The sequence below is a fragment of the Sphingomonas adhaesiva genome (assembly GCF_036946305.1).
Classification (GTDB): domain Bacteria; phylum Pseudomonadota; class Alphaproteobacteria; order Sphingomonadales; family Sphingomonadaceae; genus Sphingomonas; species Sphingomonas adhaesiva_B.
The window spans coordinates 126458-139074 of record NZ_JAQIJJ010000009.1 but is presented as its reverse complement, the minus strand read 5'-3'; the positions used below and the strand labels follow the sequence as shown (position 1 = coordinate 139074).

Annotated in this window: 12 protein-coding genes and 1 tRNA gene; 7 read left to right on the top strand and 6 right to left on the bottom strand. The window is 70.2% G+C overall.

Annotation, left to right across the window (positions count from 1 at the left end):
- Positions 1-140 precede the first annotated feature (140 nt).
- A complete protein-coding gene (locus PGN14_RS15140; protein ID WP_335300412.1) occupies positions 141-1367 on the bottom strand; it encodes a DUF2171 domain-containing protein in 1227 nt (408 codons plus the stop codon).
- 250 nt (positions 1368-1617) lie between these two features.
- On the opposite strand from PGN14_RS15140, the gene PGN14_RS15135 reads away from it, so the two are divergent.
- Positions 1618-1693, top strand: a tRNA-Ala gene (locus tag PGN14_RS15135).
- 81 nt (positions 1694-1774) lie between these two features.
- Positions 1775-2359: an isochorismatase family cysteine hydrolase gene (locus PGN14_RS15130; protein WP_335300411.1), complete on the top strand. Its 585-nt coding sequence runs from the start codon at positions 1775-1777 to the stop codon at positions 2357-2359.
- Positions 2360-2390: 31 nt separating this feature from the next.
- On the opposite strand, the gene PGN14_RS15125 is transcribed toward PGN14_RS15130, so the two are convergent.
- The 4 genes from PGN14_RS15125 to PGN14_RS15110 all read right to left on the bottom strand — a co-directional run bounded on the left by PGN14_RS15125 (position 2391) and on the right by PGN14_RS15110 (position 6753).
- Positions 2391-3062, bottom strand: a complete 672-nt coding sequence (locus PGN14_RS15125; RefSeq protein ID WP_335300410.1) for a spermidine synthase — start codon at positions 3060-3062, stop codon at positions 2391-2393.
- The gene (locus PGN14_RS15120) at positions 3062-3388 is read right to left on the bottom strand and encodes a DUF6481 family protein (RefSeq protein ID WP_335300409.1); all 327 of its coding nucleotides are present in this window, start codon (positions 3386-3388) and stop codon (positions 3062-3064) included. The genes PGN14_RS15125 and PGN14_RS15120 overlap by 1 nt, the downstream gene beginning before the upstream one ends.
- Before the next feature lie 76 nt (positions 3389-3464).
- Positions 3465-5975: an ABC transporter permease gene (locus tag PGN14_RS15115; RefSeq protein ID WP_335300408.1), complete on the bottom strand. Its 2511-nt coding sequence runs from the start codon at positions 5973-5975 to the stop codon at positions 3465-3467.
- A 106-nt stretch (positions 5976-6081) separates the two neighbouring features.
- On the bottom strand, positions 6082-6753 hold the full coding sequence (locus tag PGN14_RS15110; protein ID WP_335300407.1) for an ABC transporter ATP-binding protein: 672 nt from the start codon (positions 6751-6753) through the stop codon (positions 6082-6084).
- Between the two features lie 52 nt (positions 6754-6805).
- Between PGN14_RS15110 and PGN14_RS15105 the strand changes: the two genes are divergently transcribed.
- The gene (locus PGN14_RS15105) at positions 6806-7489 is read left to right on the top strand and encodes an arylesterase (RefSeq protein ID WP_335300406.1); all 684 of its coding nucleotides are present in this window, start codon (positions 6806-6808) and stop codon (positions 7487-7489) included.
- Positions 7490-7865: 376 nt separating this feature from the next.
- Entirely contained in the window at positions 7866-9065 is a 1200-nt protein-coding gene (locus PGN14_RS15100) for a multidrug effflux MFS transporter (RefSeq protein ID WP_335300452.1), read from the top strand.
- Positions 9066-9085: 20 nt separating this feature from the next.
- On the opposite strand, the gene PGN14_RS15095 is transcribed toward PGN14_RS15100, so the two are convergent.
- Positions 9086-9895, bottom strand: a complete 810-nt coding sequence (locus PGN14_RS15095; protein WP_335300405.1) for a DUF2272 domain-containing protein — start codon at positions 9893-9895, stop codon at positions 9086-9088.
- A 153-nt stretch (positions 9896-10048) separates the two neighbouring features.
- Between PGN14_RS15095 and PGN14_RS15090 the strand changes: the two genes are divergently transcribed.
- The 3 genes from PGN14_RS15090 to PGN14_RS15080 are packed head-to-tail and all read left to right on the top strand — an operon-like array spanning position 10049 to position 12581.
- The gene (locus PGN14_RS15090; protein WP_335300404.1) at positions 10049-11662 is read left to right on the top strand and encodes an NAD(P)/FAD-dependent oxidoreductase; all 1614 of its coding nucleotides are present in this window, start codon (positions 10049-10051) and stop codon (positions 11660-11662) included.
- On the top strand, positions 11659-12201 hold the full coding sequence (locus PGN14_RS15085; protein ID WP_335300403.1) for a pseudouridine synthase: 543 nt from the start codon (positions 11659-11661) through the stop codon (positions 12199-12201). Before PGN14_RS15090 ends, PGN14_RS15085 begins: the two co-directional genes overlap by 4 nt.
- The gene (locus tag PGN14_RS15080) at positions 12198-12581 is read left to right on the top strand and encodes a reverse transcriptase-like protein (RefSeq protein WP_335300402.1); all 384 of its coding nucleotides are present in this window, start codon (positions 12198-12200) and stop codon (positions 12579-12581) included. Before PGN14_RS15085 ends, PGN14_RS15080 begins: the two co-directional genes overlap by 4 nt.
- The last annotated feature ends 36 nt before the right edge of the window (positions 12582-12617 follow it).

The following is a 12617-nucleotide window of genomic DNA, read 5'->3' as shown; positions in this document are numbered from 1 at the left end:
ACAGAATGACGCAGGTCTGCGCTCTGATACCCTGGGCTCCTGCCTGCGCAGGAGCACGGCAGCGCGTGAGCGACGCCGTGAGCAACAAAAAGGGGCGCGGACCTTTCGGCCCGCGCCCCGTCCCATACCCGCCATCCGGCTTAGTAGGTGCCGGAGAAGCTCCGGTTCAGGTTCGTGCCACCGGTGCCACCGCCGGTGTCGCCCGACCCGGTCGTGCCGGTCGAAGCCTTGCCCGACTGGCCATAGGCGCTCGCCTGAGTCGGCGACTGGCCATATCCAGTGCCGGCCGACGATTGCGAATAACCGCGGTCGTTGTGCCCGGCGCGGTCGCCGAACATCGCCTGGTTATTCTCCTCGTTGCGCCAGTGCTGCTTGGCCTCGTCCGCGGTCTTGGACAGCGTCACCTTGTTGTCCTCGACCTTGTCGATCCAGCGCGACGGGATCGAGTGATGCTGGCCGCCGGCATCGGCATCGTTCTTGGTCAGCACGATGCGATCGCCGCGCACCTTGTCGACGGTGCCGACGTGGCTGCCGTCGGAGCCGACGACCTCGGCATGTTCCTTCACCTGGTTGAGCGAATCGCGCTGCGTCTGGCGCTGCGTCCGCCAGGTCGAGAATTCGTTCTCGAACCGCGAGCGGTTCTCCTGGCGATATTCGTCATAGTCGCGGTCCAGCCCGGCGATCTGGCCGGAACGCCACGAACGATAATCGTCGTCGTGGCGGTGGCCGCCGTGCTGGTTGTAATAACGCTCGTCGTAGCGGCTATCCATCTCGCGGCGGCGCTCCGCCTCCTCGTCGCCGAACCAGGAACGGACCTCGTCCCCGGCGCGCGCCAGGAAGCCGCGGTCGTCATAGTCGTAGCCCTGCGACGACCGCCCCTGATCCTGACGGCCATAGCCCTGGGTGCGATAGCGATCGCGCGACGCGCTGCGGTAATCGTCGTCGTCCTGATGGCGATAGCGGCCCACATCCTCGAAGCGCCGTCCGTCCGAGGCATAGCTGCCGTGATATTCGTCGCCGCGCGCATAGCGCGACTGGCCATAGCCCTCGCCGCCGTCATACTGGCCACCATAGCTGCCGCCGCGGCGGTAATCGTCGCGCCCGCGATAGCGATCCGCGCCATATTCGCCGCGCTGCTCGTCGCGCCAGTCGCGCGGATAGCCCTGCCGCCCGTCGTCGCCGCGGCCATAGGGGCGGCGATCGTCGTCGCGGTCACGGTCGAACGCGCCGGCGGCACGATAATCGCGCGCGCTGGAATAGCTGTAGTTGCGCCCCGAACCATAGTCGCGACCGTAATCCCGGGATTCGCTGCGTCCGTAATAGTCGCCCTGCGGATTGCTCCCACGCGGGTAACGTTCGTAGCCCATTGCGTCCTCCTACTTCACCGGCGCGTGCGCGTTGCTTGCGCCCGCGTCACCGGACATGGCGGACAAGCCTTCGCCGCCGCATTCGTTCCTATCGTTGCGGTGATGCAACGGGCGTTCGCCGCACCGCGCGCTCGCATCGGCCCGGGCGTGGGGACGCGGCAATTTTCATGAGGGGCGAAACGGCTGTTGCATCGCGGATCGGCGGCCGCTAAGGGCGTCGCTCCCCGGCAATGCCGCGGGATCGACGGGCGGGGCTGTAGCTCAGATGGGAGAGCGCTGCAATCGCACTGCAGAGGTCAGGGGTTCGATTCCCCTCAGCTCCACCACCCGTCCCTTTCCCTGAAGAAAACGATCGTGGACTGCGCTGGATCAGCGCAGGCGCGCGGTGACCGTGCGACATCGTCGCCATGGCGCAACCCCCTGACCAACGCAGCGAACACGATGCAGCGCTGCTGATCGTGGACATGATCAACGACCTCGATTTCGCGGGCGGCGAGCGATTGCGGCCCAAGGCGGAAGCGGCGGCGGCGCGGATCGCGGCGTTGCGCGACGACGCCGATGCGGCGGGGGTGGCGACGATCTACGTCAACGACAATTTCGGGCATTGGCATTCCGAACGCTCGCGGATCGTCGATCATTGCGCACGGTCGGACAGCGCGGGGCGCGCGCTGATCGACCGGCTGCGCCCGCGCGACGACGATTATTTCGTCATCAAGCCGCAGTTTTCGGGCTTCTATGCCACCAACCTGCCGGTGCTGCTGCCGCAACTGGGGGTCACGCGGCTGATCCTGACCGGGGTGGCGGCGGATATCTGCGTGCTGTTCACCGCCGCGGATGCGCATATGCGCGAATATGATCTGTGGGTGCCCGCCGATACCGTCGCCAGCGAGGATGACGCGCGCACAGGATGGGCACTGGAGACGATGCGGCACAGCATGTGCGCCGAGACGCGCGCCACGGGCGAGCTGAGGCTGCGCGACTGGCTGGGGTGAGCGTAAGCTCGCACGTCGTCATTGCTTCCGGCTATGCCGGCGTCGCGAACCAGATCGTGTGGGTCGGCCCCTTGCCGTTCTCCCGCGCACGCACGCGCACCTCGTCCACGTCGAAGCCGCCCTGCTTCAGCCGGCGCGTGAAGGCGGGGTCGGCGCCAGCGGACCAGACCGCGAGCACGCCGCCGGGGCGCAGCGCGGCGCGCGCGCTCGCCAGCCCGCGCGCGGTGTAGAGGCCGTCATTGGCGGGGCGGGTCAGCCCGTCGGGGCCATTGTCGACGTCGAGCAGGATCGCGTCGTAGCGCCCTGCCCCGCGCGCGATCACCGCGCCGACGTCGTCGATCTCCACCGCCACGCGCGGATCGTCGAGACATCCCGCCGCCAGATCGCGCATCGGACCCCGCGCCCAGTCGATGATGCCGGGCACCAGTTCCGCGACGGTGGCGCGACCGTCCGGCCCCAGTTCCGCCAGCAGCGCGCGCAGCGTGAAGCCCATGCCATAGCCGCCGACCAGAACGTGCGCGGCCGCCGCCGTGCGCAGCCGCGCCAGCGCCATGGTGGCGAGCGCCACCTCCGACCCACTCATCCGGCTGCTCATCAACTCGTTGCGGTCGAGCATGATGATGAAGTCGCCGCCGTGCCGGACCAGCCGCAGCGGCGGACCGCCGGGCACCTCCGCCACGCCGACGACCTCGCGCGGGAGCATTACTTCTTGCGGGCCTTGCGCGCGGCGTATTTCAGGTCGCGCAGCGCCTTCAGCTCCTCGGCCGACTTCTTCGGCTTGGGCGCCTTCGCGGCTTCTTCCGCTGCCTTGGCCGCCGCCTTCGCGGCCTTCTCCTCGTCGATCAGGCGCTGGCGCTCGGCGCGACGTTCGGCGGCGGCAGCATCGCGCGCGGCGCGGGTCGCCTCGCGCTCGGCGATCACGGCCGGGTCGGCGACCGGCTTGTTGCGCAGCTTTTCCAGCGCGCTTTCCTTGGCCGCGCGGGCGGCGGCGGAGCGTTCGTTGAAGTCAGGGGTCTTGAAGCGAGCCATGCTATTCCCGTTGGATAAGGCAGCCGACGCGGCCGCCCGCGGCGCCCCTAGCACGAAACAACGTCGCTTCGCGCCCCTATAGTTCTCTCAACGCGGCTGCTGGGCGCGCGCGCAGCGTCGGCAGGCTGCCCGCCAGCCCGACCGCAATCGTGATTCCCGCGCCCGCGACCAGCGTCAGCAGGATCGTCGGCCAGTCGGGCAGCCAGTCGAACCCGAACATCTGCACCACGACATACCAGCCGCCGGCCACCCCCAGCACCAGCGCCACCGCGCCGACGATCGCGGCCAGCAGCGCATATTCCAGCGCCTGCGCCCACAGCACCTGCGCGCGCGTCGCGCCCAACACCTTGAGGATGACGGTGTCATAGGTCCGCGCCGCGCGCGCCGCCGCGATCGCGCCGATCAGCACCGCGATCCCGGCCAGCACCGCGATCCCCGCGGCGACCGCGATCGCATTCGCCATCTGCGTCACCACGTCCTGCACCTGCGACAGCACGCCGCCGACCTCCACCACCGAGGTGGAGGGGAACAGCGGCAGCAGCGCACGCGTCACCGCGGGCACGCGCGCGGCGGGCATGTCGATCGTCGCGGCCAGATTGTGCGGCACGTCGCCCAGCGCGCCGGGCGAGAACACCAGCACGAAGTTGAACCCCAGCGTATCCCAGGCGATGCGGCGGAACGACGCGATCCGCGCCTGCCGCTCCAGCCCCAGGATCGAGATGGTGAGCGGGTCGCCGATCTTCAGGTCCAGCGCCTGCGCCAGCCGCTCGTCGACCGACACCAGCGGCTGGCGCGCCTCGCCTGCGGTCCACCAGCGCCCCTGCGTGATCGTGCTGCCGGGCGGCAGCGTGGCGGCGAAGGTCAGCCCGCGCTCGCCGCGCAGCGCCCAGGCCCCCTCCGGGATCGACGGCAAATCGGCGACGCGGGTGCGGCCATAGCCGGTGATCGTGCCGCGCATCAGCGGCACGGTGGCGATCGTCGCGCCGGGCGATGCCTTCGCAACGGTGGCGCGGAACAGCGCCTCCTTCTCCGGCGGCACGTCGAGCGCGAACAAGGCGGGCGCGCGCTCCGGTACGCTGCGGCGGATATTGCCGTCCAGGCTGGTACGGATACTCGCCAGCAGCACGAAGAGCGTGAGGCCCAGCCCCAGTGCCACCACCAGCGCGACGGTGCGCGACTGCGGGCGGTGAAGCGCCGCCACCGCAAGGCGCGGCAACGGCCGGCGCGGATGCGGCAGCCGCGCGACGCCCACGCGGATCGCCTGCCCCAGGCCGACCAGCAGCAGCAGCGTCCCCGCCGCCGCGCCGAGGAAGCCCAGCGCGAACCACGGCCGCTCGCTCGCCGCCATGGTCAGCGCGACGACCAACGCGCCCGCGAGCGCCATCCACGCCGCCGCGCGCCACCGCCCTGCCCCGCGCCGCGGATCGAGCGCGCCGCGCAGCAGCGCCACCGCGGGCACGCGCCCCACCGCCACCAGCTGCGGCGCGCAGAAGGCGAGCGCGATCAGCAGGCCATAGGCGGCGGCGAGCGCCAGCGGCACCGGCGCGAAGGTCCAGCCGGGCGCGACCGGCAAGACCTTGCTCGCCGCCGCGCCCAGCAGCGGCACCGCGGCGACGCCCGCGGCCAGCCCCAAAGCGACGCCGACCGCGGCCACCGCGACGACCTGTAACAGATATACGCGCGTCACCAGCGCGGACGTCGCGCCCAGCACCTTGAGCATCGCGATGCTGGAGCGCCGCGCGTCGAGATAGGAGGAGACGCCATTGCCCACGCCGATGCCTGCGATCACCAGCGCGGTGAGGCCCACCAGCGTCAGGAACTCGCCCATCCGCGTCACGAAGCGGCTGGCGCCGGGCGAGGCGCGGTCGCGCGTCTTCGTCTCCCATCCCGCAGCGGCAAAGGCACGCTGGAATTGCGCCACCGCCTGTGCCGGATCGCGCGCGGTCGCCACGCGATAGCGGGTGTCGTACAGGCTGCCCGGCTGGATCAGCCCGGTCCGCGCCAGCCCCGCGCGCGACACCAGCGCAACGGGGCCGAGCGTGAAGCCCTCCCCCAGCCGGTCGGGTTCGTCGCGGATGATCCCGCCGATCTCAAACGTCGCGGTGCCGAAGCGCAGATGCTGGCCGGGACGCACGTCCAGCCGCTGCGCCAGTGCGGGCGCGATCCACACGGTGCTCGCGGGCGGCGCGCCGACGCTGCGCCCATCGGTCAGCGTCAGCCGGCCGTAGAGCGGGTAGGCGGCATCGACTGCCTTCAGCTGCACCGGCGCGGTCGCGCCCGCGGGCGTGACCGCCATCGACTGCATCCGCACGGTATCGGACACATGGCCCAGCGCGCGCATCGCCGCCAGCTCGTCGGGATCGGCGGCGCGCTGCGACACCGCGAATTCGACGTCGCCGCCCAGCAGCACGCGCCCGCGCGCCGCCAGTTCGGTGGAGATCGCATCGGTCAGCGTGCCGATCGCCGCCAACGCGCCCACCCCCAGGAACAGACACACCAGCAGCAGCCGAAGCCCGCGGAACCGCGCCGACAGCTCGCGCCGCGCCAGCCGCCAGGCGATTGCCCAGCCCTGGGTCGATGCCGTCATCACCGCGTGCTCCTGCGCACGCAGGACAAGCAGAACCACGCCTGATGGGACCAGTAACCCTGGGCTCCTGCGTGCGCAGGAGCACGGCGAGGGGCGTCGCCACCCGTCACGCGATCCGCCCGTCGACCAGATGGACGATGCGGTCGCAGCGCTCCGCCAGCGCGGGATCGTGGGTGATGATGACCAGGCTGGCGTCGGTCGCGGCGCGCCGGTCGAACAGCAGGTCGACGATCCGTGCGCCGGTGGCACCGTCGAGGTTGCCGGTCGGCTCGTCCGCGAAGACCAGCGCCGGGCGCCCCGCCAGCGCCCGCGCGATCGCGACGCGCTGTTGCTCGCCACCCGACAATTGCGCCGGATAATGATGCAGGCGGTGCCCCAGCCCGACCGCCTCCAGCTCCGCATCGGCGCGCGCGAAGGCATCGGAGACGCCGGCCAGCTCCATCGGCACCGCGACATTCTCACGCGCGGTCATCGTCGGCAGCAAATGGAAGGCTTGCAGCACGATGCCGATCCGCCCGCGTCGCGCCACCGCCAGCGCATCCTCGCCCAGTGCGCCGAAATCCAGCCCCGCGACGCGCACGCTGCCCGAGGTCGCGCGCTCCAGCCCCGACAGCACCGCCATCAGCGACGACTTGCCCGACCCCGACGCGCCCAGCAGCGCGACGCTCTCGCCCGCGGCGACGTCGAGATCGACGCCGCGCAGGATCTCCACCGGGGTGTCGCGGCCGAGCGTCAGTCTTACATCGCGCGCGGCGATGACCATATCGGGGGCGGTCATGAGGGATGGTCCGGGAGCAGGAATGGGCAAGAGGTTCGGGACATATGTGGTCATGGCGCTGATTCTCCAAGGCGCGACCGCGTGCAGCCAGCGCGACGACGCGCCCATCCCGCTCGCCACCGCCTCGCCCCCCGCCCCCGCCGCCACGCACGCGGTGTCGGGGCCGAAGCGCGTGGTGCTCGCCTTCGGCGACAGCCTGTACGCGGGATATGGCCTGCGCCCCGGCCAGAGCCTGCCCGATGCGGTGCGCGAGCGGCTGCGCGCCGCGGCGATCGATGCGACGGTGACAAATGCCGGCGTGTCGGGCGATACGACCGCGGACGGGCGGCGGCGGCTGGCCTATACGCTCGACCGGCTGGAGCGGAAACCGGATCTGGTGATGCTGGGGCTGGGCGGCAACGACGTGCTGCGCCAGATCCCGCCGGCGGAAACGCGCGCCAATATGGAGGCGATGCTGGCGGAACTCGACCGGCGCGGCATCCCGGTGCTGCTGACGGGGATGATGGCGCCGCCCAATCTGGGGCCGGACTATGCGGCCAGGGTCAATGGGATATGGCCCGAACTGGCGAAGAAGCATCACGCGATTCTGTATCCCTTCATCCTCGACGGCGTGCTGGGGCGGCGACAGTTGATGCTGCCCGACGGGGTGCATCCCAATGCCGCGGGGGTGCAGACGATCGCGGACCGCGTCGCGCCGCTGGTGGCGGGGCGGCTGAAGGAAGTGCCGGCGACGTAGCGGTAAAGAAGGCGCAGCCGCGATGTGATTAAGGCCCCGGCGAATTCCTCCACGTCATGCCGGACTTGTTCCGGCATCCACCGTGCCGCACGCTCACAAGCTATTGAGTTCGCGGAGCAGTGGACCCCGGAACAAGTCGGTGCATATGCCCTTTGGACAAGGATTTTTCCTGCCACCCCGGCGAAGGCCGGGGTCCAGTCGGGGGACAGGAGTTGGCGAGCGCTGTGCGTCGTCACCGCGACCTTCCCGACTGGACCCCGGCCTTCGCCGGGGTGGCGTACCTGCCTGAACGGGATAAGCACCGACGTCCGGGGTGACGAGAGAAGCATCCCCGCCTAAGGCCCGGCGCATGAAGGACAACATCACTCCCCCATCGATGAACCGGCGCGAGTTCGTGGTGTTCATCGCCGCGGTCATGGCGGTGAACGCGCTGGGGGTGGACCTGATGCTGCCCGCGCTGGCCGATATCGGGCGCGATCTGGCGGTCATCGCGGCCAACCACCGGCAGTGGGTCGTCACCGCCTATATGCTGGGCTTCGGCGCGGGGCAGCTCGCCTATGGCCCGCTCGCCGACCGCTACGGGCGCAAGCCGGTGCTGGTCGCCACGCTCGCCGGCTTCGTCGCGGCCAGCATCTTCGCGGCGAGCTCGGCCACCTTCGTCGCGCTGCTGGGGGCGCGGATGCTGCAGGGGCTGATGTCCGCCTCCACCCGCGTGCTGGCGGTGGCGATCGTGCGCGACGGATCGTCGGGGCGGCAGATGGCGCGCACGCTGTCGATCGCGCAGATGATCTTCTTCCTGGTTCCGATTCTGGCACCGACGCTGGGACAGGCGCTGCTGGCGTTCGGACCGTGGCGGTTCATCTTCTACGCGCTGGGCGCGTTCGCCGCGTTCGTGCTGGCGTGGGCCGCGGTGCGCCTGCCCGAGACGCTGCCGGTGGAGCGGCGCATCCCGATCTCGCTCGCGCGGCTGCGCGAGAGCTATCGCCTGACGCTCACCAACCGATTTTCCGCGGGCTATGCGGTGGCGGCGGCGATGACGTTCGGCGGGATCATCGCCTTCGTGTCGTCCGCGCAGCAGATCTTCGTCGACGAATTCGGCGCGGGCGACCGCTTCGTATTGCTGTTCGCGGTATGCGCCTTCGCGATGGGATGCGCGTCCTTCGCCAATGCGCGGCTGGTCGAGCGGCTGGGCACGCGGCTGATCTCGCAAAGTGCGGTGCTGGGGCTGATCGCGCTGTCGGTCGCGCATATCGCCGTGATCGCGGCGGGGATGGAGACGCTGCCCAGCTACATCCTCTTCCAGGCGCTCAGCATGACGTGCATCGGGCTGTGCGGCTCCAACTTCGGTGCGATGGCGATGGAGCCGGTCGGGCATATCGCGGGCACCGCCTCGTCGGTGCAGGGGTTCATCACCAGCGTCGGCGCGGTGATCGTCGGCTCCGCGATCGGGCAGGCCTATTCGGGCACCACGCTGCCGCTGGCGATCGGATACCTGTGCATCGGGCTGGGCGCGCTGGCGGTGGTGTGGTTCGTCGAGGGCGGGCGGCTGTTCCACGCGCGGCACAAGGCCGCCTGAGCCACCCGCCCTTCCCTTCGCTACAGCCCGGCGCGGTTCTTCAGGAGCGCGATGACGCGCTGCCCCGGCGCGATGAAGCCGTCGGGGCCGAGCGCATATTCCTGCGGCTCCGCGATCGCGGATACGGTGTCGCCGACGTTGCCGCCGATCACGCGCACCGCATCGGGCGTCACCTCCACCACGATGTCGGAATGGCTCTTATAGTCCGCGTGATTCTCCGCATAGGAATAGGTGAACTGCCCCTTGCCTCGATTGCGCTGGATGATGTCGCCGATCTCGGGCCGCTTCTCGTCGATGCGATAGCCCCAGAAGGGCGCCGCGAAGCGCCCGGTGACGCGCGCCTGGATGGCATCGTTGACGAACACCGAATGGCCGGAGGCGAAGGCGAATTTGTTGTAGGCGGGGTAGGTCTTGCTCGCCTGGCGCACCACCCACGAGATGAACGCGGCCGACCAGGGCACATCCTCGCCATTGGGATATTTGCTGGCGCCGTCGTAGTTCATCTTCAGCGCCTTCCACATCTCGCCGACATAGCCGCGATAGGGCTGATCGTCCTCGTTGCCCTTTCCCTTGCCGAAGCGGATCCACTCGTCGATCGCGGCACGCAGCAGCGCCTCCACCTCGGGCCGCCCGGGCGCGCGAAGGTATTTGCCGAACACCACCCCCTCGCCATCCGCGGTGCGGACGCGGCGCCAGCCCGCCACGGCCGCCGCGCCCAGATCGACCGCGCGCTCGGCGATCGTCAGGTCGCGCAGGATCTGTCCCTCCGGCTCGGCGCGCAGCCGCACGCCATCGGTCGTCACCAGTCGCTCGTTCGTCGGATCGGGCACGGTCGTCCTCCCTTGTTTCCTGGCGTCGACGATACCGCCGCCATCCGTGCTCCCGCTATCGTCCAATCCGCGTAGATGCCTGCCGTCGCATCCATTTCGGCGTCATCGACGCGGGGGTTGGGCGTGGCACCGGTTCCGCGCTAAAGGCCCGCGATGATCCGTATCAACGATCTCCGGCTGCCGCTGCACCATGCGGACGAGGCGCTGCCCGCCGCGATCTGCAAGCGGCTGCGCATCACCCCGCGCGAGCTGATCCGCCATCAGGTGGCGCGCCGCGCCTTCGATGCGCGCGACAAGACGCGCATCGCGCTGGTCTATGCGATCGACGTCAACGTCCGCAACGAAGCCACCGTGCTGGCGAAGATGCGCCGCGACAGGCATGTCCAGCCGACCCCCGACACGCGCTACCCCCTGCCCGCCCCGCCGCGCGCGGATGCGCAACGTCCGGTGGTGATCGGCGCCGGGCCGTGCGGGCTGTTCGCCGCGCTGATCCTCGCCCAGTCGGGCCATCGCCCGATCATCCTTGATCGCGGCAAGGTGGTGCGCGAGCGGACCAAGGACACCTGGGGACTGTGGCGGCGCAGCGTCCTGAACCCCGAATCCAACGTCCAGTTCGGCGAGGGCGGTGCCGGCACCTTCTCCGACGGCAAGCTCTACAGCCGGATCAAGGATCCCCGCCATCTCGACCGCAAGGTGCTGACCGAGTTCGTCAAGGCCGGCGCGCCGGAAGAGATACTAACCGAGGCGCACCCGCATATCGGCACCTTCCGGCTGGTGAAGATGGTGGAAAGCCTGCGCGAGACGATCGAGCGGCTGGGCGGCGAATATCGCTTCTCCACCCGCGTCGACGGCATCCATGTCGAGGAGCGCGACGGCACGCGCCGCATCGTCGGGCTGCACCTGAACGGCGGCGAATATCTCCCCGCCAGCCATGTCGTGATGGCGATCGGGCATAGCGCACGCGACACGTTCGCGATGCTGCACGCGGCCGGAGTCCATGTCGACGCCAAGCCCTTTTCGATCGGGGTCCGGATCGAGCATCCGCAATCCTGGATCGACCGCGCGCGGTTCGGCGCGGATGCGGGCCACCCGATCCTGGGCGCGGCGGAATATCACATCTCGCATCACTGTTCGAACGGCCGCACGGTGTACAGCTTCTGCATGTGCCCGGGCGGCACCGTCGTCGCCGCGACCAGCGAGGAAGGGCGCGTCGCGACCAACGGGATGAGCCAATATTCGCGCAACGAGCGCAACGCCAATTCCGGCTTCGTCGTCGCGATCGACCCGGCACGCGACTATCCCGGCGATCCGCTGGCGGGCATCGCGCTGCAACGCCGGCTGGAGGAGCGCGCCTTCGTCGCCGGCGGCTCCAACTATCGTGCGCCCGCGCAGCGCGTGGGCGACTTCCTCGCCGGGCGGCCGTCGACGACGCTGGGCGGGATCGTCCCGTCCTATCGCCCCGGGGTGACGCCGACCGACCTGGCCGAGGTGCTGCCCGATTTCGTGGTGGCGGCGATGCGCGAGGCGATCCCGGTGTTCGGGCGGCAGATCGCGGGATACGACCATGCCGACGTGGTGATGACCGGGGTGGAGACGCGCACCTCCTCGCCGGTGCGGTTCACCCGCGGCGACGACTTCCAGAGCCTCAACACGCGCGGGCTGTTCCCCGCGGGCGAGGGCGCGGGCTATGCCGGGGGCATCCTGTCCGCCGCGGTCGACGGGATCAAGGTGGCCGAGGCGGTTGCCGCCAGCATCGCCGCCGCATGACGCGACTGGTCCTGTTCAACAAGCCGTATAACGTGCTGAGCCAGTTCACCGACCGCGGCACGCAGGGCGCGCGCGCGACGCTGTCCGATCATATCGACCTGCCGGGCGTGTACCCCGCCGGGCGACTGGATCGCGACAGCGAGGGGTTGCTGCTGCTGACCGACGACGGGCGGTTGCAGGCGCGGATCGCCGACCCGAAGTTCAAGCTGCCCAAGACCTATTGGGTGCAGGTGGAGGGCGAGCCGGATGCCGCCGCGCTCGACCAGCTGCGCCGTGGCGTGACGCTCAACGACGGCCCCACCCGCCCCGCCGAGGTGGAGGCGATCGACCCGCCCGCGATCTGGCCGCGCGACCCGCCGATCCGCGTGCGCCGCCACATCCCCGACCGCTGGCTGCGCCTCACCATCCGCGAAGGCCGCAACCGGCAGGTGCGCCGCATGACTGCGGCGGTGGGCCATCCGACGCTGCGGCTGGTGCGCTGGTCCATCGGCGACTGGACGCTGGCGGATATCGCGCCCGGTCAATGGCGTATGGCGTGAAGCTGTTCTTCGATGGCAGCAGCCGCCCGGCGCCGCACGGCATGGCGACCGCGGTGGTGGTGGGCGGACGCTCCCATGTGCGCCGCGATCTCGGCCTCGGCACCAGCATGGAGGCGGAATGGCGGGCGCTGCTCCATGCGGTGACGCTGGCGCACGACATGGGGCTGGCGGACGCCGTGCTGCTCGGCGATGCCGCGGCGGTGATCGCGCAGGCAAAAGGCGAGGCACGCTGTCCGCCGGCGTACCGGGATCACCTCGCCACGTTTCAGACGCTGCCGCGGATTGGTCGGCTAAAGCTGCGGTATATCAGGAGAAACCAGAACCTCGCCGGCATCGCGCTGGAGGCGATGCGGGAACAGGTGGCGGCTCGGATCGTCTGATTCCCTCCCCGGGTGATGTTCGCCCTCACCCTTCCG